Origin of the sequence: Luteimonas rhizosphaerae (assembly GCF_002849595.1) — a bacterium.
GTDB lineage: Bacteria > Pseudomonadota > Gammaproteobacteria > Xanthomonadales > Xanthomonadaceae > Luteimonas > Luteimonas cellulosilyticus.
The window spans coordinates 136,146-158,103 of the sequence record NZ_NRQR01000008.1; the positions used below are offsets into that span (position 1 = coordinate 136,146).

Genomic DNA, 21,958 nt, shown 5'->3' on the forward strand with positions numbered 1-21,958 from the left:
CTGGGGTTGCAGCGAGGCAGTGCGGTAACCTGTGGCGTCCACATCGCACCGCCCGTCCGGGCGGTGTGTGTCGTTTCAGGAGGGGGAACCATTCGATGATGACTGCCAGTACGCCGCTGATCGTGACCTTCGTGGTCTATCTCGTGGCCATGGTGATGATCGGCGTCGTGGCATGGCGATCGACCAAGAATTTCGACGACTACATCCTCGGCGGGCGCAGCCTCGGCCCCGGCGTCACCGCGCTGTCGGCGGGTGCGTCGGACATGAGCGGCTGGCTGCTGATGGGCCTGCCGGGCGCGATGTACCTGGGCGGCGTGTCGGAGGCCTGGATCGCGATCGGCCTGATCGGCGGCGCCTATCTCAACTGGCGGTTCGTCGCCGGCCCGCTGCGCGTCTACACCGAGCGCGTCGGCAATGCGCTGACGCTGCCGGACTTCTTCACCCACCGCTTCGAGGACCGCAGCCGCTTGCTGCGCGTGATCTCGGCGGTCGTGATCCTGGTGTTCTTCGCGGTCTACTGCGCCTCGGGCGTCGTCGCCGGTGCGCGCCTGTTCGAAAGCGTGTTCGGTCTGCCCTACGCCCAGGCCATCTGGTGGGGCGCGGCGGTGACCATCCTCTACACGCTGATCGGCGGCTTCCTCGCGGTCAGCTGGACCGACGTCGCCCAGGGCGTGCTGATGCTGTTCGCGCTGCTGCTGACGCCGGTCATCGTCTACATGACGACGGGCGGCTTCGAGTCCAGCGCCGAGCTGATCCGCAGCGTCGATCCGTCGCGCCTGTCGTGGTCGCGCGGTGGCGAACTGGGCCTCGTCGGCATCATCTCGCTGCTGGCCTGGGCGCTGGGCTACTTCGGCCAGCCGCACATCCTGGCGCGCTTCATGGCGGCGGGCAGCGTGCACACGATTCCCGCCGCGCGCCGCATCGGCATGTCGTGGATGGTGCTGTGCCTGCTCGGGTCGCTGATCGTCGGCTTCCTCGGCATCGCGTATTTCCAGCAGCATCCGGAACAGGCCGGACCGGTCGAGGCGAACGCCGAGCGCGTCTTCATCACCCTGGTCGAGCTGCTGTTCAACCCCTGGGTCGCGGGCGTGATCCTGTCGGCGATCCTCGCCGCGGTGATGAGCACGCTGTCGAGCCAGCTGCTGGTGTGTTCCAGCGTGCTGTCGGAAGACTTCTATCGCGGGTTCCTGCGCAAGGACGCCAGCCAGCGCGAGCTGGTCTGGGTGGGCCGCGCCAGCGTGCTGCTGATCGCGCTCGTCGCGCTGTGGCTGGCGCGGGATCCGGACAGCCGCGTGCTCGGCCTGGTGTCCTATGCCTGGGCCGGGTTCGGCGCGGCGTTCGGTCCGGTCGTGCTGCTGGCCCTGTTCTGGCAGCGGATGACGCGCAACGGCGCGCTCGCGGGCATGGTGCTCGGCGCGGTGACGGTGGTCGCGTGGAAGCAGATCGCGGTCGAACAGCTGGGCTCGGGCCTGTACGAAATCGTGCCCGGCTTCGCGGTCGGCACGCTGGCGATCATCGTCGTCAGCCTGCTGGGCCCGGCGCCACCGGCGCAGGTCCAGGCGACGCACCAGCAGGTGCGGCTGTCGCTGCGGGAAACCGGCTACTGACGCGCGCCGCGGCCGCGTCGCCCGCCATGGCTGCCGACCCGCGACCGCCGGCGATCGTGCTGATGGGCCCGACCGCGTCGGGCAAGACCGCACGCGCGCTGGACTGGGCGCGCCGCTTCGGCGGCGAGATCGTCAGCGTCGATTCGGCGCTGGTGTACCGCGGCCTCGAGATCGGCGCGGCCAAGCCCGACGCCGCGGAACGCGCGCAGGTGCCGCATCACATGCTGGACCTGCGCGATCCCTGGCAGACGTACTCCGCGGCCGAATTCGCCGACGATGCACGCGCCGCGGTCGCCGACATCCTGCAGCGCGGGCGTCTGCCGATCCTGGCCGGCGGCACCGGCCTCTATTTCAGCGCGCTGCTCGACGGACTCTCGCCGATGCCGCCGGCCGATCCGGCGACACGCGCGCATATCGCCGCCGAGGCCGAATCGCTCGGCTGGCCCGCGCTGCATGCGCAGCTGGCGTCCCTCGACCCGGACGCGGCCGCGCGCATCAAGCCGGGCGATCCGCAGCGCATCCAGCGGGCGCTGGAAGTGCATCGCCTGACCGGCGTGCCGATCAGCACCTGGCAGCGCATGCCGTCGGAGGCGCCGCCGTTTCCCGCGCGCGTCTGCCGCGTCGTCATCGCACCGACCGGCCGCGACGTGCTGCATGCGCGTATCGCGCAGCGCTTCGACGCGATGCTCGCGGCCGGTTTCCTCGACGAAGTGCGGGCGCTGCGTGCGCTGCCCGCGCTGCGCGCGCATCCGGCGCCGCTGGAGCTGCCGGCGATCCGCGCCGTCGGCTACCGCCAGGCCTGGGAATTCCTCGACGGCCGTGACGATGCCGCCGCATTCCGCGAACGCGCGATCGCCGCGACCCGGCAGCTGGCGAAGCGCCAGCTGACCTGGCTGCGCGGGCAGGGCGAGGTCGCGTGGTTCGATCCGGCGACCGACGGCGCGCGTCTCGACGACACGATTGCGCGTTTCCTGGCCTGAACGCCGCGACGCGTCACGCTTCCGCACATTCGTGCCGGCACGCCCGTCACCGCGGCGTGCGGGGCACGCGAACGACGCAACGGTTGTGTAACATCGAGGGGTCGCCGCCCACGGGGAGTGGAGGCGATGCGGCCAGCAGCCGACAACAACAACAACCAACGCTGGGGAACACCATGTCCAAAGGACAATCCTTGCAGGATCCTTTCCTGAACGCACTGCGCCGCGAGCGTGTGCCCGTCTCGATTTACCTCGTCAATGGCATCAAACTGCAGGGCACGATCGAGTCGTTCGACCAGTTCGTGGTGTTGCTCCGCAATACCGTGAGCCAGATGGTCTACAAGCATGCGATCTCGACCGTGGTGCCGGCGCGCAACGTGCGCGTGGCGCCAGGCGGCGGTTTCGTCCAGTCCTCGGAAGGCGAGGATGGCGACGAGCTGCCGGAACAGTCCGAATGATCCGACGAGGCTTGAACGCATTTGTTTGAACGCTCCCGCAAGGGTGAAAACGCGCTGCTGATCCAGCCCCATGCCCATGGGCCTGCCGATGAAGGCGCGCTCGAGGAATTTTCCGAACTCGCCCGCTCGGCCGGCGCCTCCGTCGCCGCGGTCATCCCGGCGCGGATCGACAAGCCCAACGCCGCGACCCTGATCGGCAGCGGCAAGCTCGAGGAAGTGAAGGCGGCCGCGGAAGCGACCGGCGCCGACCTGATCCTCGTCAATCACCGGCTGTCGCCAGGCCAGGAACGCAACCTCGAGAAGTATCTCGAGCGTCGCGTCGTCGACCGCACGGGCCTGATCCTCGACATCTTCGCGCAGCGTGCGCGCAGCCACGAAGGCAAGCTGCAGGTCGAGCTGGCCCAGCTGCGCCACATGGCCACGCGCCTGGTCCGTGGCTGGACCCATCTGGAGCGCCAGCGCGGCGGCTCGATCGGCCTGCGCGGCCCGGGCGAAACCCAGCTCGAGACCGACCGCCGATTGCTGCAGAAGCGGCTCGAACAGCTGCAGGCACGGCTCGACAAGGTCGAGGTGCAGCGCACCCAGATGCGCCGCGCGCGCGTCCGCAGCGAAATGCCGCGCATCGCCCTGGTCGGTTACACCAATGCCGGCAAGTCGACGCTGTTCAACACGCTGTCCGGCGCGGATGCGTATGCGGCCGACAAGCTGTTTGCGACGCTCGATCCCACCGTGCGCCGCGTCGACCTGTCCGGCGGCTCGGTGGTGATGGCCGATACCGTCGGCTTCGTCCGCGACCTGCCGCACGAACTCGTCGCCGCGTTCCGCTCGACGCTGAGCGAGGCCCGCGAGGCGGACCTGCTGCTGCACGTCATCGACGCCGCCGATCCGCTGCGCAACGAGCGCATCGAGCAGGTCGACAAGGTGCTGGGCGAGATCGGCGCCGGCGACTTGCCGCAGCTGCTGGTGTTCAACAAGATCGACCGGATCGACGGCGCGCTGCCGCGGTACGACGAAGACCCGGACAACACCGCCGACGACGTCAAGCGCGAGAGCGTGTGGATTTCCGCGCGCGACGGGCTGGGCCTGGATCTGTTGTCGCAGGCGCTGGCCAAGCGCCTGGGCCTGCGTCGCGTCGTCGGCACGCTGCAACTGCCGACCAGCGCCGGACGCCTGCACGCGCGCCTGCATGCGCTGGACGCGGTGCGCAGCGAGCAGATCGACGAGGCCGGCTGGCATCTGGACATCGACATGGCGCTGGCCGACGCGGCGAAGCTGGCGTCGCAGGACGACGGCGCGCCGCTGCGCCCGCTCCTGCCGCCGGAAGACGACGACACGTTCTGATCAAGGGCAATCGCCACGGCATCACGCCGTGCGATTGAAGCGGGCGGGTGACATCCCCATTCCTGCGGGACGGACCGGGCAACACGCGGTCCGTCCGGCATCTGCAGGCGCGCCTCAGGGCGTGAGGGCGGGTCGCCCGACCGGGCGAAATCGCGTGCAGGCGCGCTTCCGCAGGACGCAAGTGTGGTACCTCGAATGCGGCACCCGCCCGACCGCCAGCCCTGGCCGCCGGCGGCCGGGAGCCGGTTAGACTAAGCAACCCCCGCGCAGCCGCCGACGCAGGCGTCGCGCCCAGATTGGAGCAGGCATGGCCTGGAATATTCCCGGCAAGAACAAGGACAGCGAAACCCCCGACAGGCGGGGTTCCGGTGACGACGGCCAGCAGAATCCGTGGCCGCCGAGGCGCCGCAACAGCGGTGGCGGCGGGCGTGGCAACGGCGGCGGTGGTGGCGGTTTCGACCGCATCCTCGACCAGTTCCGCGGCCTGTTCGGCGGCGGCGGCGGCGGGTTTCCGCTGCGCTGGGTCGCGCTGGTCCTCGTGGTCATCCTGCTGTTCAACTGCTTCGTGCTGATCGGCGAACAGCAGCGCGGCGTGGTGCTGCGCTTCGGCCAGACCGCGCGCGTCATGCAGCCCGGCCCGAACCTCAAGGCGCCGTGGCCGATCGAGCGCGTCATGAAGGTCAATGCGACCACGGTGCAGTCGTTCAGCAGCACCGTGCCGGTGCTGACCCGCGACGAGAACATCATCACCGTGTCGTTCAACGTGCAGTACCGCGTCGGCGATGCCGAGCAGTTCCTGTTCGGCACCCGCGATGCGCGCGAAGTGCTGGAGCAGACCGCGGTCAGCGCCGTGCGCGAGCAGATCGGCCGCGCCGATCTCGACGCCGCGCTCAACGCGCGTGGTCCGCTGTCGACGGCCGCCCAGGCGTCGCTGCAGGCGTCGCTCGATGCCTACCGCACCGGCCTGTTTGTCACCGAGCTCAACCTGCAGGACGCGCGCCCGCCGGAAGAGGTCAAGCCCGCGTTCGACGAGGTCAACAGCGCCCAGCAGATGAACGAGCGCCTGATCAACGAAGCGCGCGCGCATGCGGCGAAGATCGTGCCGGAAGCGCGAGGCGAAGCCGCCCGCGTGCGTGCGATCGCCGAGGGTTACAAGACCGCCGCCGTCGCCCGCGCGACCGGTGACGCGACCCGCTTCTCGCTGCTCGTCGATGCCTACCGCGGTTCCGAAGACGTCACCCGCAAGCGCCTGTGGCTCGACGCGGTGCAGGACGTGCTGTCGGCCAACCGCACCGTCGTCGGTGGCGACGGCCAGCAGCTGATCTACGTGCCGATGGCCGGGCAGGGCAATGCCCCGCAGAACGCGCCGTCGCTGGTGCCGCCGGAGGTGCTGTCGCCGACCGTCAATGCCACGCGCGAGCCGACGCCGGCTGCGCAGCAGCTGCCGCGCCCGCCGCGTGAAGGAGCCGTCCGATGAGACTCAATTTCGTCATTCCGATCGTCATCATCGTGCTGCTGGGCCTGATGGGCTCGGTGTTCGTGGTGCGCGAAGGCCAGGTCGGCCTGGTGCTCAACCTCGGTCGTATCGCGCGGACCGACATCGGCCCCGGCCTGCACTTCAAGATCCCGCTGATCGAAAGCGCACGGGTGTTCGACCGCCGCTTCAACGCCAACGCGTTCTCGCCCGAGCGCTCGCTGACCTCCGAGCGCAAGGACGTCAGCGTCGACTTCGTCGCGATCGGCTTCATCAGCGACGTGCGTGCGTTCTACCGCGCGACCGGCGGCGACGAGGCCGACGTCAATGCGCGTCTCGAGCCGATCATCAAGAACTCGCTGCGTAACGAGATCAACGCCCGCACGCTGACCGAGCTGGTCTCGGGCAACCGCGCCGACCTGATCGAGAAGCAGCTGCCGACGATCAACGAGGCCGCCGAATCGCTGGGCATCCACATCGTCGACATCCGCCTCAAGCAGATCGACCTGCCGACCGACAGCGAAGTCATCGGCCAGGTCTACGACCGCATGCGCGCCGAGCGTCGCCAGGTCGCCAGCCGCCTGCGCGCGGAAGGCGAGGAGCAGGCCCGCGCGATCCGCGGTCAGGCCGATCGCGAGCAGACCGTGCTGCTGGCCGAAGGCGAGCGCGACGCGCAGCTGCTGCGCGGTGAAGGCGACGCCGAAGCCACGCGCATCTACGGCGAGGCCGCGAACCGCGACCCGGCGTTCTATGCGTTCCAGCGCAGCCTCGAGGCCTATCGCGCCTCGTTCGAGAAGGGCGATGCGGTGATCGTGCTCGAGCGCGACGATCCGTTCCTGCAGTACATGCGCGCCGACCGTTGATCGCGCGGGCCGCCTGATGTCGGATCTGTGGGCGGCCCTGTGCCTGGTGCTGGTGCTCGAAGGGTTGATCCTCTTCGCTGCACCGCAGGTGTGGAAGCGCACCGCCGAGCAACTGCAGGCGATGCCCATCGCGATGCTGCGACGCGCCGGCGCGATCATCCTCGCACTGGGGCTGGTCGCGCTGTATCTGGTGCGCCGGGGCGGCTGACACGGGCGGGATCGCCTTGGTCGCGCTTGGCAACGGCCCGGCTGCGCGTCGCGATCGCGGTACCGGCGCTCCGGCCCAGGTTTGCCAGCGTTCCGTGTGAAGCAGCAGCGCGGGCTGCATCGCGTCGCTCCAGCCTTCCGGCCCCCTGAACATTCGTCAGATCGGGGTGGCCTATCCGGCGCAAAACCCGGAGAATGCACAAAAGCCGGACGGGCTGTCTCGAATGAGCGCTCCCGCCGGCTTTTTCCGTGTCTGGCCCCATGACGGCGCCGATGCGGACATCGCGCCCGCGGGCGCTTCCAACGTGTGGAGTCTGTGCAGATGGGTCAGTCAGTCGTGGTGTTGGGCGCCCAGTGGGGCGACGAGGGCAAGGGCAAGATCGTCGACCTGCTGACGACCGACATCGGTGCGGTCGTGCGGTTCCAGGGCGGCCACAACGCCGGCCACACGCTGGTCATCAACGGCAAGAAGACCGTGCTGCACCTGATCCCGTCGGGCATCCTGCGCGAAGACGCGCTGTGCCTGATCGGCAACGGCGTGGTGCTGAGCCCGGCCGCGCTGATCAAGGAAATCGGCGAGCTGGAAGGCGCCGGCGTCGAAGTGCGTTCGCGCCTGAAGATCAGCCCGGCCACGCCGCTGATCATGCCGTACCACATCGCGCTGGATCAGGCCCGCGAGAAGGCCGCCGGCGGCAAGGCCATCGGCACCACCGGCCGCGGCATCGGCCCGGCGTACGAGGACAAGGTGGCCCGTCGCGGCATCCGCGTCGCCGACCTGCATTACCCCGAACAGCTGGCCGAACTGCTGCGCACCGCGCTCGACTACCACAACTTCGTGCTGACCAAATACCTGGGCGTCGACGCCGTCGACTTCCAGAAGACCTACGACGAAGCGCTGGCGTTCGGCGAGTACGTTGAGCCGATGAAGAGCGACGTCGCCGGCATCCTTCACGACCTGCGCAAGCAGGGCAAGAAGGTGCTGTTCGAAGGCGCCCAGGGCAGCCTGCTCGACATCGACCACGGCACCTATCCGTACGTCACCAGCAGCAACACCACCGTCGGCGGCGCGCTCGCCGGCACCGGCGTCGGTGCGGATGCGATCGACTACGTGCTCGGCATCGCCAAGGCCTACGCCACGCGCGTCGGCGGCGGCCCGTTCCCGACCGAGCTCGACGACGCCGTCGGCCAGGCGCTGCGCGACAAGGGCCAGGAATACGGCGCCACGACCGGCCGTCCGCGTCGTTGCGGCTGGATCGACATCGTCGCGCTCAAGCGCGCCGTCGCGATCAACGGCATCAGCGGCCTGTGCATCACCAAGCTCGACGTGCTCGACGGCATGGAGAAGCTCAAGCTCTGCATCGCCTACCGCTACCGCGGCAAGGAAACCGAATACGCGCCGCTCGACGCCCAGGGCTGGGACGAGTGCGAGCCGGTGTATCTGGAATTCCCGGGCTGGAGCGAGAACACCCACGGCGTGACGGAGTGGGACAAGCTGCCGCCCGCGGCCCGCGCCTACCTGCGCGCGCTCGAAGAGCTGGCCGGCTGCCCGATCAGCATCGTCAGCACCGGCCCGGACCGCGACCACACGATGGTGCTGCAGGATCCGTTCGCCTGATCCGGAAGCCCCGACGCCGGGCGCGCTTGCGCAGTAGGCGGGTGCGGAACGACTGAAGCTCGCACTGGATTCGACTGGAAGGCCTCGCAGACGCGAGGCCTTCTTCGTTCGACGAGGTCGATTTCTGTCGCCCGTCTGTTGCGCGCCTGCCGCCTGCCGCCTGCCGCGTGACGCGTGACGCGACAGCAGGGCGCTGTCGCATCCGTGCTCTGTAGGAGCGCGCTCGCGCGCGAACGGGCCGTTGCGTGGAAGGCCCAATCGCGCGCGAGCGCGCTCCTACAAGGGGCGGCTGATGCGGCAGCAGGGCGCCGCCGATTTCACGCCGAGGGCCGCCGCACGGTGGGATGTACAAGAGCGAGGTTTTTCCTGTGTTTTTCGACGGGCAGGTGTCGTGTCAGGCGGCATCATTTGAGATCGCGTGACTTGGACGAGCAGGTGTCCGAAGCACGAAGCCAACGTCCCTGGATTCCCGCCTGCGCGGGAATGACGATTGAAGGTGAGGCGTCTGCGTGGTCCTGATCGTCCGCAGTGACGCGGTGCTTCGAGCCCGTCTCCCGTGTGCGGGAGACGGGTTGGGGTGAGGGCGCTCTGCGCGGGGCGCGCTGATCGTGACGCCCCGGAGAATTCCGCCGGTCCGTCGTGTGACTCGATGTGATGTGTCTGTCTCGACGGGACTGTTTCCTAACGGCGACGATGTCCCGCAGGCACGTGGGATCCATGCGCTGGAAAGCCGGCAGTGCGCGCGCTGCTGCGTTGACGGATTCGCGGCCGCGCCGTCGCCAGTGGCACGCGGATGACGCGGGTCACCCCTGTAGGAGCGCGCTTGCGCGCGAACGGGCCGTTGCGTGGAAGGCCCAATCGCGCGCGAGCGCGCTCCTACAAGGGGGCGGCTGATGCGGCAGCAGGGCGCCGCCGATTTCGCGCCGAGGGCCGCTGCACGGTGGGAGGTACAGGAGCGACGTTTTCTCTGCGTCTTTCGACGGACAGATGTCGGGTCAGGCGGAATCATTGGAGATCGCGCGATGTGGACGTAAAGAGTTCCGAAGCACGAAGCCAACGTCCCTGGATTCCCGCCTGCGCGGGAATGACGATTGAAGGTGAGGCGTATGCGTGGTCCTGATCGTCCGCAGTGACGCGGTGCTTCAAGCCCCTCTCCCGCCTGCGGGAGAGGGATTGGGGTGAGGGCGCTCTGCGCGGGGCGCCCTGACGAGACGAATCGAAGAATTCACCGGTCCGTCGCGTGGGATGTGATGGGGCTGTCTCGACGGGACCGTCTTCAAACATCGAAGTCTTTACGTGGGAACGCGGGGTCCATGCGCTGGAAAGCCGGCAGTGCTGGCGCTGTTGCGTGAGCTGATTCGCGGCTCTGCCGTCTTTCGTGGAACGCTGGCAACGCGGCCAAATCCCTGTAGGAGCGCGCTTGCGCGCGAAAGGGCCGTTGCGTGGAAAGCCCATCGCGCGCGAGCGCGCTCCTACAAGGAGAGGAGGGGACGGCTGATGGGACAGCAGGACGCTGCCGCGTGTCTGCGCAGACATGCGACCACGCAAGCCGGCGTGCCTGGATTCCCGGCTGAGCCACCAAATGTCGGTCTAGAGGCGCGGAAATGACGGTCACACGTGCGCGGGTTGGATGCGTGCGCCATGCACCGGCGCACCACGCGCCGGCCTTACCTACGTCGCATCGCCACCCGGCATGCCGGCCACGCAGCGCTCCAGCAGCGCGATGAGCTGTTCCTGCTCGTCGGGCTGCAGCGGCGCCAGCGCGCCGTCGATGACGCGTTCCGCCAGCGCCACGCCGCGGGTCACCCGGGCCAGGCCGTCGGCGGTGATCTCGAACGACAACACGCGGCCCAGGGTCGGATGCGGCTTGCGGGTCACCAGGCCGTCGCGGCCGAGGCGCAGCAGCAGCTGGTGCATCGTCTGCGGCGACACGCCCGCCAGCCGCGCGAGTTCCGCGTTGGACGCACCGGGGCGTTCGGCCAGCAGCATCAGCGTCCACGCCTGCGGACGCGTCAGTTCCATGCCGGCCTGGCGCGCCTGCTCCTCGATCAGGCCGGTCAGGCCGACGTGCAGGCGCTTGAGCCGCGTGCCCATGCGATAGGCCCGCGATTGCCTGAATGCACGCAAGGCTCGGGTGTCGCGATCGGGCACCGGCGCTCCGGAGTTATCAGTGGGCTGATAAATTACCAGCATTCCGATCCGATCCGAGCCGCCTCCGATGCCTGCCAAGTCCCTGCGCGTTCTCACCCTGGCTGGATTGTTCGCGCTGGCCGGCTGCGCGGACACCGATACGCCCGAGGCGACGCCCAGCCTGACGGTCGCGCTGGCCGCGCCGCAGACCCGCGACGTGGTCCGCGAGGTCGTCGCGTCCGGCGCCGTCGCGGCGTGGGAAGAAGTCTCGGTCGGCGTCGAACTGTCCGGTGTGCGCGTCGCCAGTGTCGAAGTGGAAGTGGGCAGCGTCGTCGAAGCCGGCGACGTGCTGCTGCGGCTCGACGACCGCACGCTGGCCTCGCAGCTGCTGCAGGCCGACGCGTCGGCGACGGAAGCGGCGACCAACCTGGAAACCGCGCGCCGCCAGGCCGCACGCGTGCGCGAACTCGCCGACGAGCAGATGGTCTCCGTGCAGGACGCCGAGGAAGCCGAAGCCGCGCGCGACAACGCCCAGGCGCGGCTCAACACCGCCATCGCCAGTCGCGACGCCGCGCGCGTGCAGCGCGGTTTCACCGTCGTGCGCGCGCCGGTCGCGGGCGTGGTGTCGGCGCGCAGCGTGCAGCCGGGGCAGGTGGTCGGCGCCGGAGGCGAGCTGCTGCGCCTGATCCGCGATGGCCGCCTGGAATGGCGCGCCGAACTGGCCGAGGCCGACCTGCTGCTGGTTGCGCCCGGTGCCCTCGTGCAGGTGGACACGCCCGCCGGGCCCGTCGCGGGCCAGGTGCGCCGCGTCTCCCCTTCGCTCGATGCGCAGAGCCGCACCGCCACCATCTATGTCGATCTGCCCGCGCCCGGCCCGCTGCGCGCCGGCATGTTCGCGCAGGGCCGCATCACGCTTGGTCGCGCGGATGCGCTGCTGATTCCGCTCGATGCCGTCGTGCGCCGCGATGGCCGCGCCTACGTGTTCACCGTCGAGGACGACCACCGCGTGCGCGAGCGCGGCGTCGCGGTCGGCGCCACCCACGGCGGCCAGATCGAACTGCCCGACGGCCTGACCACCGACGATCGTGTCGTCGCGCGCGGCGCCGGCTTCCTCGGAGATGGCGACCTGGTGCGCGTCGTCGATGCGCAGGCCGCGGACGCGCCGCCGCCGCAGGCGCAACCTGCCGATGCCGACGCGGATGCCGCCACCGGAACCGATGCCCGATGAACTTCTCGGCCTGGTCCATCCAGCGGCCGCTGCCGGCGATCCTGGTCTTCATCCTGCTGACGGCCGCGGGCCTCGTCGCCTTCCGCATGCTGCCGGTCTCGCAGTTCCCGGACCTCACCGTGCCGGTGGTCAACATCACCGTGAGCCTGCCGGGCGCCAGCCCCAGCACGCTGGAAACCCAGGTCACGCGCAAGGTCGAGGACGCGGTGGCCAGCATCGCCGACATCGACGACATGACCTCGATCGTCAACGAAGGCGTGTCGACGACCATCATCCGCTTCGACATCGAGCGCGACGGCAACATCGCCAAGGACGAAGTGCGTGACGCGATCGACCGCGTGCGCATCGACCTGCCGGGCGACGTCGAGCCGCCGATCGTCTCGCTGGTCAACGTCACCGCCGGCGACATCCTCACCTTCGCCGTGACCGCCGACGGCTGGAGCGACGAAGAGCTCAGCTGGTACATCGACGACACCGTCAGCAAGCGCCTGTTCGGCCTGCCCGGCGTGGGCGCGGTGCGGCGCATCGGCGGGATCGACCGCGAGATCCGCGTCGACCTGCGGCCCGAAGCGGTGCAGGGCTTCGGCGTCAGCCCGGCGCTGCTGTCGCAGCAGCTCGCGCGCATCCAGCAGGAGCAGCCCGGCGGCCGCACCACCGTGGGCGGCAGCGAACAGGCCGTGCGCACGCTCGGCACCGTGACCAGCGCCGAGGACCTCGCCAACTATCCGATCTTCGTACCCGACGGCCGCAGCGTGCGCCTGTCCACACTGGCCGACGTCCGCGATGGCGGCGCGCAGATCACCCAGCGCACCACACTCGATGGTCGCCCGGTGATCGGCTTCGCCGTGCAGCGCACCGTCGGCTCGAGCGAGGTCGGCGTCGGCAACGCGGTGCGCGACAGCATCGACGCGCTGCAGACCGAGCAGCCGCGGCTGCGCATCGTCGAAGTCGCCTCGACCACCGAGGTCGCCGAGAACTCCTACGCCTCCTCGATGCACATGCTGTGGGAAGGCGCCGCGCTCGCGGTGCTGGTGGTGCTGCTGTTCCTGCGCGACATGCGCGCGACCTTCATTTCCGCGGTCGCGCTGCCGCTGTCGATCATCCCGACCTTCGCGGTGATGTACTGGCTGGGCTTCAGCCTCAACATGATCACGCTGCTGGCGCTGGCCGTGGTGGTCGGCATCCTCGTCGACGACGCCATCGTCGAGGTCGAGAACATCGACCGCCACCTGCGCATGGGCAAGACGCCGAAGCAGGCCGCGATGGAGGCCGCCGACGAGATCGGCCTCGCCGTCGTCGCCACCTCCTGCACGCTGGCCGCGGTGTTCATCCCGGTCGCCTTCATGCCCGGCATTCCCGGCAAGTTCTTCCGCGAGTTCGGTTGGACCGCGGCCGCGGCGGTGATGTTCTCGCTGCTGGTGGCGCGCCTGATCACGCCGATGATGGCCGCCTACATGCTCAAGCCGATGCCCGAGCACACGGGCGACTCGAAGCTGATGCAGCGTTACCTGCGCTGGGTGGACGCCGCGCTGCGCCATCGCGGCCGCACGCTGGCGCTGGCGTTCGCGCTGTTCCTCGGCTCGCTGGCGTTGCTGCCGCTGATCCAGGTGACTTTCATCCCGCCGACCGATGGCCTGCAGAGCACCGTCGCCGTCGAGCTGCCACCGGGCACGTCGCTCGACACCACCAGCGAGATCGCCGAGGCCGCGCGTCGTCGCATCGCCGACATGCCCGAGATCACGCACGTCTTCCTCACCGCCGGCAGCAACAGCGGCGCCAGCGGGCCGGGTGACATCTCCAGCGCAGAGATCCGCAAGGCCACGCTGACCATCCGCTGGAACGACGACCGCGACCTCACCCAGTATGAGCTCGAAGGCCAGGTGCGCGATCGTCTCGCCGACCTACCGGGCGTGCGCATCAGCTTCCAGGGCGGCGAACCCGGCCGCGCGCTGCAGCTGGTGCTGGCCGGCGACGACCCGGTGAAGCTGGCCGAGGCCGCGCGCGACGTCGAACGCGGCATCCGCCAGTTGCCCGGCCTGGGCACGGTGAGTTCGTCGGCCTCGCTGGTGCGCCCGGAAGTCATCGTGCGGCCCGACGCCGCACGCACTGCGGATCTCGGCGTGTCCACGGCCGACATCGCGGCGGCCACCCGCGTCGCCACGCGCGGCGATTACGAGCAGTTCCTCTCCAAGCTCAACCTGCCCGAACGCCAGGTGCCGATCCGCGTGCAACTGGCGGAATCCGCGCTGTCGGACCCCGCGCTGCTCGGCCAGTTGCGCGTGCCGACCGCCAGCGGCGGCAGCGTGCCGCTGTCGTCGGTCGCCGACATCAGGACCGCCAGCGGCCCCTCGCAGATTGATCGCTTCGACCGCCAGCGCAACGTCACCATCACCGTCGACCTCAACGGCATGGCGATGGGCGAGGTGGAAAAGCAGATCGACGCGCTGGCGTCGCTGACCAACCTGCCGGTCGGCGTGGAACGCCAGGCCGCGGGCGACAGCGAAGTGTTCGCGGAGATGTTCGGCGGCTTCGCCATGGCGATGGTCGCCGGCATCTTCTGCGTCTACGGCGTGCTGCTGCTGCTGTTCAACCACGCCAGCCAGCCGATCACCATCCTGGTCGCGGTGCCGCTGGCCGCTGGCGGCGCGTTCGGCGCGCTGCTGCTGACCGGCATGGACATCTCGCTGTCGGTGCTGATCGGCCTGATCCTGCTGATCGGCATCGCGGTCAAGAACTCCATCCTGCTGGTGGACTACGCCGTCATCGCACGCGACGAGCAGGGCCTGTCGCGCCACGACGCGCTGATGGACGCCTGCCACAAGCGCGCCCGGCCCGTGCTGATGACCAGCCTCGCGATGGGCGCCGGCATGCTGCCGATCGCGCTCGGCTTCACCGCCGATTCCAGCTTCCGCGCCCCGATGGCGATCGCCGTCATCGGCGGCCTCATCACCTCCACGCTGCTCAGCCTGATCGTGGTGCCGGCGGCGTTCACGCTGGTCGACGATGCGGAGGAGTGGGTGGGGCGGAAGTTGCGGCGGAAGCCGGCGGCGGCCGCCTGATGCGGTGCGTGGTCTCGACCGGGTGCGCGGCGGCATCGTGCAGGCGTGCGCTTACGTGGGACCGCAGGCCCTGACCATCCTCGCCGTCCCCGCGCAGGCGGGGATCCAAGACCGTTGTTCTCGTCCCGCCGCCAGAATCACCAGCGCCAGGTAGCACTAATCGTCAAATCTGACGATTTATTTGACTTAAAGGCGTTTAGTCGCCATATTCGGCGAGTCATGAACAGCCCGCATGTCCCCGACGCAGCAGGCCTTCGCCAACTGGGCGACCGGTTGGCCGCGCTGCGCCTGGCGCAGAACCTCACCCAGGCGGATGTCGCCGAGCAGGCCGGCGTGTCCAAGCGCACCGTGGAGCGGCTGGAAGCTGGCGCCACGGCCAGCCAGCTGTCGACGTTCCTCCGCGTCTGCCGCGTGCTCGGACTGCAAGGTCGCCTGGATCAACTGGTGCCCGAGCCTGCCCCCAGCCCCGTCGCCCAGCTCCGGCAACAGCGGCAGACCCGCAAGCGCGCCTCCGGTCGCGTGGACGAACCGCAGGCGCCGCCCAAGCGCTGGCGCTGGGAACCATGACCCTCGCCGAAGTCCAGCTCTGGGGCCGCACCATCGGCGCCGTCTCGCTGCAGGACGGCGCGACCACGGCCGCGTTCGAATACGTGCCGGAGTTCCTCGGCAGCGGCATCGAACTCTCGCCGCTGCACATGCCGCTGCAGCCGCGCATCTACAGCTTTCCGGAGCTCGCGCCGCCCACCTTCCACGGCCTGCCCGGCCTGCTGGCCGATTCCCTGCCGGACCGCTTCGGCAACGCGCTGATCGATCAATGGCTGGCGATGCAGGGCCGCACGCCGCAGAGCTTCAACGCCGTCGAGCGGCTGTGCTACACCGGCGCGCGCGGCATGGGCGCGCTGGAGTTCAAGCCGGTGCAGGGGCCCAGGGCCAGCCGGTCCGAGACGCTGGATGTCGCCGCGCTGGTCGGATTGGCGTCGGACATCCTCAGCCATCGCGAGGGCCTCACCGCCAGCCTCGAGCGCCCCGCGCGGCAGAAGGCCATGCAGGACATCCTGCGCGTCGGCACCTCGGCCGGCGGCGCGCGCGCCAAGGCCCTGATCGCCTGGAATGCCGACACCAACGAAGTGCGCTCCGGCCAGGCGCCGGCCGACGCCGGCTTCAGCCACTGGCTGCTCAAGTTCGACGGCGTGTCCGGCAACAAGGACAAGGAACTGCTGGACCCGCAAGGCTACGGCGCCATCGAATACGCCTACGCGCTGATGGCGCAGGCCGCTGGCATCGACATGAGCGAATGCCGGCTGCTGGAAGAGGGCGGACGTCGTCACTTCATGACCCGGCGCTTCGACCGGCGCGACGACGGCAGCAAGCTGCACATGCAGTCGCTCGGCGCACTGGCGCATTTCGACTACAACCTGCCCGGCGCGTATGCCTACGAACAGGCCTTCCTCGTGATCCGGCAACTCGGCCTGCCGATGGCGGCCATCGAGCAGCAGTTCCGCCGCATGCTGTTCAACGTGGTGGCGCGCAACCAGGACGACCACGTCAAGAACATCGCGTTCCTGATGGACAAGCAGGGCCAGTGGTCATTGGCGCCCGCGTTCGACGTCAGCTACAGCTACAACCCCGACGGCGACTGGACGGCCACGCACCAGATGCGCGTCAACGGCAAGCGGGACGGGTTCACGCTGGAGGATTTCAAGGCGGCCGCGGCGGTGGCGGGCCTCAAGCGCGGGCGGGAGAAGAAGATTCTGGAGGAGGTGGCGACCGCGGTCGAAGAGTGGCCGGCGTTCGCGAACCAGGCAGGCGTGGACGAGCGGCAGATCGAGCAGATTGGCGCTGTGTACCGTTTGAGGTTCTAAGGCGGGCCGGCTTTTGAAGGTGCGGCTTGGTGGGGTAACCCAGTGTTTCTGGCGAAGTCTTCGCACGACTTACGGGAGCTGTCGCGCCACGATGTGCTGCTGGACGCTTGGAATGAAGATGGGCGACTTAGAGCAAGGCGTCATTCTTTGGTAGCCAGCACTTGGGGATAGCTATCGGCGATATACAAGTAGCAACCTTTCATGCCTCTGCTCATTAGAGTTTTGTATGTATTCCGCACAATCCGCTCCAGCAGTTCGGTTGTTGCGCTCGGATCTTCTTTCATCAACTTCTTGTATCCACGGATCGAACGGTCCATTCGTGAGCGCGACTCCGGGAACACTTCGGGCTTACCGTCGGGCCAGCGCAGGTCACATCCGATGATTACGCCGACGTAGTCCAGCTCCAATCCCTGGCAGGTGTGGATGCAGCCGACCTGTTCTACCGAGTCTGGGGCTACGATCCAGAGACTGCCGTCCTTATCAAGGTTCCACTGTGCTTTGTAACTATGCTCGGGAATCTCAATGTCCCATGCATTGGGATCCTTCTTGCTCTTCCAGTCCCAGCAATAGCCCGCAACAACACGGGCTTTGTTGTTGAGCTTGTTCTTCTCGCGGATCAGGTCGTGCAGCTCGACTGGAGAGTCGACGATGCGGAAGTCAAAGCTGTCGCGATCGAAGTCGGCGTTTGCGGTCTCCCGGATGCCCAGGAAGTTATCGAGCCAGGCGATGTAGCCGTCCGAGCCCGCGCAGCGGAACTGGGAGGCAAGTTCCATGTGGGTCACCTCGGCACCCGCTGCTTGCGCCCAACGCTCCAATTCGGCGATGCGGCCAATGTCGGATAGAGTCACAACCTGGTCGTCGTCAGCGAAGAAGACAGTGCAGCGGGCGCTACGGACCAGTTCCATGATCTGGTTCTGACCGAGATTGCCGTACAGGCCGCTCTTTTCGTTCAAACGGTGGGCTTCATCCACGACCAAGGTGTCGAAGACGTTGGGCTGGCCGTCGTGGAATCCACCGGAGCCAGCGAACAGGTTGCCGATTTCTACCTGACGCAGGTGCCCGGCCAGCTTCTGTTTGTAAACGGCACGCGGCGCTGCGTTCTTGGAGACGTATTTGGTGAGCTGCCCGCGCTTGGTCAGCTCGACCAGCAGATTGATTGCCACTACTGACTTGCCGGTACCGGGGCCGCCCTTGACGATGACCACTTGCTTACGGGCATCGCTGGCTTGCGCAGCCTTGGCCAAGCATGTCTCGTAAACGACCTTCTGGTCGTCCACGAGGACGAACTCCTGGTTGCCCTTGAGCATCTTGGCGACGCTGTCGGCCAGCATCTTCGACGGCCGTATGCGCCCGTTCTCGATGCTGTAGAGCAGCTCGCCGCTGTCACCTTTCTTGACGTGCTGCTTGATGAAGCTGCGTAGCAGCGCGAGTTCGTCCGCGCCGTCGAGAAATGTCGGCGCTTTATCCAGATAAGCGGCGTACCGGGCGTCGCGGATGACGCCGTCATCCTTGTAGTTGTGCAGGTAGGCGCAGGGGCGGAGTTCGGTACTCGACTCGTAGATGGCTTCGTTGAAGCCACTGAGCAGTGCAGCGTAGGACCAGGCCTGGTAGCTGGGATGCGGACCTTCCGTCTCTGAGCGACCGCCTCGGTTGGCAACGATGATGCCGTCCTTCTCGCTGACCCGGGAGCTGGACCACTGCTTGAGCTCGACGATGACGAGAGGATGAAGTCGATCCGCTTGGAGGTTTGCGGAATACCGAACTCGACGCCGACACCGATGTCGTCCGGAATCTCGCTGTCGCGTAGGACGCGCGCCATCGCCGCGAGGGAGTTGCGCCACGATTTGAATTCCGACTGGGCGGCGTAACGCCCAGTGCGCTGGACAAAGGCGCGTTCGACCACGTCCTCGATCTGCGCATGATCGGTGTCGTGCAGGAAAGTGCTCTTTGTCGCCTGATAAACGATCACGCCAGCGTATCCCCCTTTGGATGGCTGTTTCAGAATTCGGTGTACTTCGTGCTGGTTCCCTTGGCCCGGTCGACCGGGTACTTGCCGGCATTGATCGCCAGCTTCTGGTGAGCGGCGGCCACAGGATCGATGTCCAGCTTGTCTGCCAACTGCAAGAGGTAAAGCAGAACGTCGGCAATTTCGTGACCGACCTGCTGGCGCTGCTCCTCGTTCAGCTCGCGGCTCTGCGCATCGGTGAGCCACTGGAAATGCTCAAGCAATTCGGCGGCTTCGATTGACACAGACATTGCGAGATTCTTGGGGCTGTGGAACTGCTCCCAGTCCCTCTCTTGGGCAAAGGTTCTGAGCTCCGATTGGAGTCTTGGGATGTCTTTGCTCACCGGAGATCTCGAATTGCATGACGACGCCGGAGTATAGGTATGTTCTGCGCGCGGGCGGCGGAGGAATAACGGTGCCCGGCTCACTTATGGAGCGCAGGTGCGCATGTGTAACTCATCCACGTGCGGCACGTGTCGGCGTTGGGCCAGTCTTCGTGCGTGACCGGCTGCGGCGACACATAGTCTTTGGTCTGGTGGCTCTTCAGAGATGGCTTGCCGAGCACGCGCAGCGGTTGTTGACGCGCGCGCCTCCGCGGGCCAGGTGACAAGCGGTTGACGAATCGCCTGAGCAACTCCGGCACGCTCCTTGCATGGACGTGCGCGTGAATCCGTTTCCGAGCATCCGCATGTCCCACACCGCGCACTCAACTGTCATCGACGGCCCCTGGACGGCCCAGCCCGATGCACCGGCCCGCCGGACGCCCGAGCGTCGCCGGGGCGCGCCGCCTGCCGACACGGCCCAGCTGCGCGAAGGCCTGAAGCCGGCCCAGCTCATGACGATGGAGGCGCTTGAGATCTTCGGCTGGCGCCTGGCCTTCGTGCGCCGTCCGCTGTTCCAGGCGCCGATCCCGGTCCTGTTCGACCGGGAGGGGACGCGCCATGTGGTGATCCTCGAAGACGGGACCCTGGACGAACAGCCCGTACTGCCATTGCGGAGCTGACCGCACTGGAGGGTGTTATCGCGCCGCTGCGCGCGGCGTTTCAGGAACGACAGCCCGCTTGAGCCGGAACACCTGCACGAGGCACGTCTCGCCAGTCAGCCTCGCTGCGCTGCAGAGATAGCGCGCGCTCGATTGCGGAAAGTCGTCTGACGGGTTCCGCCGCCTGAAGCGAGAACGCCCCCGGCGGTGACCGGGGGCGTTGGGTTGTGACGCGACGAAACGTTGGATCCGGGCAACGTGCCTCGGCACGGTTGTCCGATCAGAACTTCCAACCCACCCGCGCGTAATAGAAGCCGCCGTTGAAGCCGTACGGCGAGTGCACGGGGTACTGGGCGCCGGCGATGCCGCCCCAGGGGTTGTCGTCGGGCACTTCGTCGAACAGGTTCTGCGCGCCGACGTTGACGTACAGGCCGGAATCGAAGGTCCAGCCGATCTCGGCATCGACGATCACGGTGCTGTCGCCGTAGATCGGCAGGCCGCCGTCTTCGATCGAGATCACGGCGCTGTCCAGGTGGTCCTCGTACCAGGAGCTGTAGTAGCTCGCGCGCACGTTGGCGTGGAAGACGTCGCGCTGGTGGTTGACGCTGAGATAGCCCTTGGTGCGCGGCAGCGATTCCTCCAGCTTGTACACGCGGGCCTCGTCGACGAAGTCCGGGTTGAAGCGGTCGACCTCGGTGCGGTTCCAGTTGCCGGCCAGCGAGTACGTGGTGGTGCCGCCGAAGTGGTCGCTCTCGTAACTCGTCACCAGGTCCACGCCGGAGGTCGTGGTGTCGAAGGCGTTGCCGAAGTAGGTGACCGAGGTCAGCGATGCGGCTTCCGGGTTGCCGGAGGCGACGAGCTGGGCGCGTTCGGCATCGGTGAGGTCGAAGCTGGAACTCAGGGCGATGCGGTCCTCGACTTCGATGCGGTAGGCGTCCGCGGTGACCAGCCAGTTGCCGCTGCTCCACACCGCGCCCAGCGAGAAGTTGGTCGACTCTTCGGGCGTCAGCGGCTGCGCGCCCTTGATCGCGGCGATGGGGTTGGTCGGCGGCAGCGTGGCGATGTCGGTCAGGCCGGTACCGGCGAAGGCGGTGGTGATCTGGCTGACGTTGGCCTGGCCGGGTGTGGGCGCGCGGAAGCCGGTGTTGATGGCGCCGCGGATGGCGAAGGTGTCGGTGAAGTCGAAGCGGCCGGTCAGCTTGCCGTTGGTGGTGTCGCCGAAATCCTCGAAGTCTTCGTAGCGCACGGCCGCGGCCAGCAGGAACTGGTCGGTGAACTGCGCTTCGGTGTCGACGTAGACGGCGTAGTTCTCGCGTTCGAACTTGCCGGCGGTGCGCGGGCTGAAGCCGTTGAAGCCGTTGGAGCCGAGCGCGAAGCCCTGGGTGGTCAGCGGCCCGATCCCGGTCGAGGCCGCGTCGCCGGCGATGATCTCGAAGGCCTCGTTGCGCCACTCGGCGCCGGCCGAGAAACGCAGTGGCTGCGCGGTGAAGGTGGTCTCGAAATCGCGGCCGATGTCGAAGTTGACGCCGGTATCGGTCTGCACGTTGCCGCCGGGGTTGAAGCGGTAGCCGTCCGGCTGGTCCGGGCCGAGCGAGGCGTTGACGGTGTTGTAGATCTCGAAATCGATCTCGTTGCGACCGAGCTGTCTTCCAGCTTGCCGCCGAAGCGCGGGGTGAAGCCGCCGGGGAACAGCGACAGGAAGCTGAAGCAGTTGGCGGGCATCGAGGACGCCGCCGCGCCGACCACGCTGTAGGGCAGCAGGTTGCCCGCGCCGTCGCGCAGCGCGATGGTCGGGCAGCCGCCGGCGCCGGTGAGGTCGCCGACCAGCAGCGTCTCGCCACCATCGTTGGAATACACGCCCGAACGCGAGGTCGCATCGCGGTAGTAGAAGCCGCCGTCGACGCTGCGCTTGGCGTAGTTGCCGAACAGGTAGAACTCCAGCGCGTCGGTTTCCAGGCCCAGGTTGGCGACGAACTTGATGTCGTCCTTGATCTCGGGCGAGCCCCAGATCTGCGAGGGATTGGCGATGTCCGGGTAGCCGGCCGCGTCGGCCGCGGCGGCGTCGTCGCGCTGCACGCTGCGCGAGGTCGCATCGGCCTGGCGCCATTCGGCCGTCAGCGTGGCGAAGCCGCGCTCGGTCATCGGCAGGC

17 protein-coding genes are annotated in these 21,958 nt (G+C 68.0%); 13 read left to right on the plus strand and 4 right to left on the minus strand.

From position 1 onward, the window contains the following. The first annotated feature begins 95 nt into the window (after positions 1–95). The 8 genes from putP to CJ022_RS04140 all read left to right on the plus strand — a co-directional run bounded on the left by putP (position 96) and on the right by CJ022_RS04140 (position 8,542). A complete protein-coding gene (putP, locus tag CJ022_RS04105; protein ID WP_233198590.1) occupies positions 96–1,607 on the plus strand; it encodes a sodium/proline symporter PutP in 1,512 nt (503 codons plus the stop codon). A gap of 26 nt (positions 1,608–1,633) precedes the next feature. Next, the gene (gene miaA, locus CJ022_RS04110) at positions 1,634–2,587 is read left to right on the plus strand and encodes a tRNA (adenosine(37)-N6)-dimethylallyltransferase MiaA (protein ID WP_101925407.1); all 954 of its coding nucleotides are present in this window, start codon (positions 1,634–1,636) and stop codon (positions 2,585–2,587) included. A 173-nt stretch (positions 2,588–2,760) separates the two neighbouring features. Beyond that, positions 2,761–3,042: an RNA chaperone Hfq gene (gene hfq / locus CJ022_RS04115; RefSeq protein WP_101925408.1), complete on the plus strand. Its 282-nt coding sequence runs from the start codon at positions 2,761–2,763 to the stop codon at positions 3,040–3,042. Positions 3,043–3,063: 21 nt separating this feature from the next. Next, on the plus strand, positions 3,064–4,383 hold the full coding sequence (gene hflX / locus CJ022_RS04120; protein ID WP_101925409.1) for a ribosome rescue GTPase HflX: 1,320 nt from the start codon (positions 3,064–3,066) through the stop codon (positions 4,381–4,383). Between the two features lie 307 nt (positions 4,384–4,690). After that, a complete protein-coding gene (gene hflK, locus CJ022_RS04125) occupies positions 4,691–5,860 on the plus strand; it encodes an FtsH protease activity modulator HflK (RefSeq protein WP_101925410.1) in 1,170 nt (389 codons plus the stop codon). Then, positions 5,857–6,720 carry a protease modulator HflC gene (hflC, locus tag CJ022_RS04130; RefSeq protein ID WP_101925411.1) on the plus strand — a complete coding sequence of 288 codons (864 nt, stop codon included), beginning with the start codon at positions 5,857–5,859 and terminating at the stop codon, positions 6,718–6,720. Before hflK ends, hflC begins: the two co-directional genes overlap by 4 nt. Positions 6,721–6,736: 16 nt before the next feature. Further along, positions 6,737–6,928: a DUF2065 domain-containing protein gene (locus tag CJ022_RS04135; RefSeq protein ID WP_101925412.1), complete on the plus strand. Its 192-nt coding sequence runs from the start codon at positions 6,737–6,739 to the stop codon at positions 6,926–6,928. 321 nt (positions 6,929–7,249) lie between these two features. Then, positions 7,250–8,542, plus strand: coding sequence for an adenylosuccinate synthase (locus CJ022_RS04140; protein ID WP_101925413.1), 1,293 nt, complete (start codon positions 7,250–7,252; stop codon positions 8,540–8,542). Positions 8,543–10,213: 1,671 nt separating this feature from the next. Here the strand turns inward: CJ022_RS04140 and CJ022_RS04145 are convergent. After that, entirely contained in the window at positions 10,214–10,693 is a 480-nt protein-coding gene (locus CJ022_RS04145; RefSeq protein WP_158238342.1) for a MarR family winged helix-turn-helix transcriptional regulator, read from the minus strand. A 67-nt stretch (positions 10,694–10,760) separates the two neighbouring features. On the opposite strand from CJ022_RS04145, the gene CJ022_RS04150 reads away from it, so the two are divergent. From CJ022_RS04150 to CJ022_RS04165, 4 genes are all read left to right on the plus strand, one after another. Then, positions 10,761–11,900, plus strand: a complete 1,140-nt coding sequence (locus tag CJ022_RS04150; protein ID WP_101925415.1) for an efflux RND transporter periplasmic adaptor subunit — start codon at positions 10,761–10,763, stop codon at positions 11,898–11,900. Next, positions 11,897–14,959 (plus strand): efflux RND transporter permease subunit, encoded by a 3,063-nt coding sequence (locus CJ022_RS04155; protein WP_101925416.1) that lies wholly within the window; start codon positions 11,897–11,899, stop codon positions 14,957–14,959. Before CJ022_RS04150 ends, CJ022_RS04155 begins: the two co-directional genes overlap by 4 nt. Positions 14,960–15,178: 219 nt before the next feature. Next, positions 15,179–15,526 carry a helix-turn-helix transcriptional regulator gene (locus CJ022_RS04160; RefSeq protein WP_101925417.1) on the plus strand — a complete coding sequence of 116 codons (348 nt, stop codon included), beginning with the start codon at positions 15,179–15,181 and terminating at the stop codon, positions 15,524–15,526. Continuing rightward, positions 15,523–16,821, plus strand: a complete 1,299-nt coding sequence (locus tag CJ022_RS04165; protein WP_101925418.1) for a type II toxin-antitoxin system HipA family toxin — start codon at positions 15,523–15,525, stop codon at positions 16,819–16,821. Before CJ022_RS04160 ends, CJ022_RS04165 begins: the two co-directional genes overlap by 4 nt. A gap of 140 nt (positions 16,822–16,961) precedes the next feature. Here CJ022_RS04165 and CJ022_RS04170 read toward each other — a convergent pair whose 3' ends face one another. Further along, positions 16,962–18,662 carry a DUF2075 domain-containing protein gene (locus tag CJ022_RS04170; RefSeq protein WP_233198591.1) on the minus strand — a complete coding sequence of 567 codons (1,701 nt, stop codon included), beginning with the start codon at positions 18,660–18,662 and terminating at the stop codon, positions 16,962–16,964. 157 nt (positions 18,663–18,819) lie between these two features. Next, positions 18,820–19,170, minus strand: a complete 351-nt coding sequence (locus CJ022_RS04175; protein ID WP_233198592.1) for a nucleotide pyrophosphohydrolase — start codon at positions 19,168–19,170, stop codon at positions 18,820–18,822. A gap of 344 nt (positions 19,171–19,514) precedes the next feature. Here CJ022_RS04175 and CJ022_RS17400 point away from each other — a divergent pair, with 344 nt between their 5' ends. After that, positions 19,515–19,829 (plus strand): hypothetical protein, encoded by a 315-nt coding sequence (locus tag CJ022_RS17400; protein ID WP_233198593.1) that lies wholly within the window; start codon positions 19,515–19,517, stop codon positions 19,827–19,829. A 259-nt stretch (positions 19,830–20,088) separates the two neighbouring features. Here the strand turns inward: CJ022_RS17400 and CJ022_RS17405 are convergent, their stop codons facing one another. Continuing rightward, the gene (locus CJ022_RS17405; protein ID WP_233198594.1) at positions 20,089–21,351 is read right to left on the minus strand and encodes a TonB-dependent receptor domain-containing protein; all 1,263 of its coding nucleotides are present in this window, start codon (positions 21,349–21,351) and stop codon (positions 20,089–20,091) included. Between the last annotated feature and the right edge of the window lie 607 nt (positions 21,352–21,958).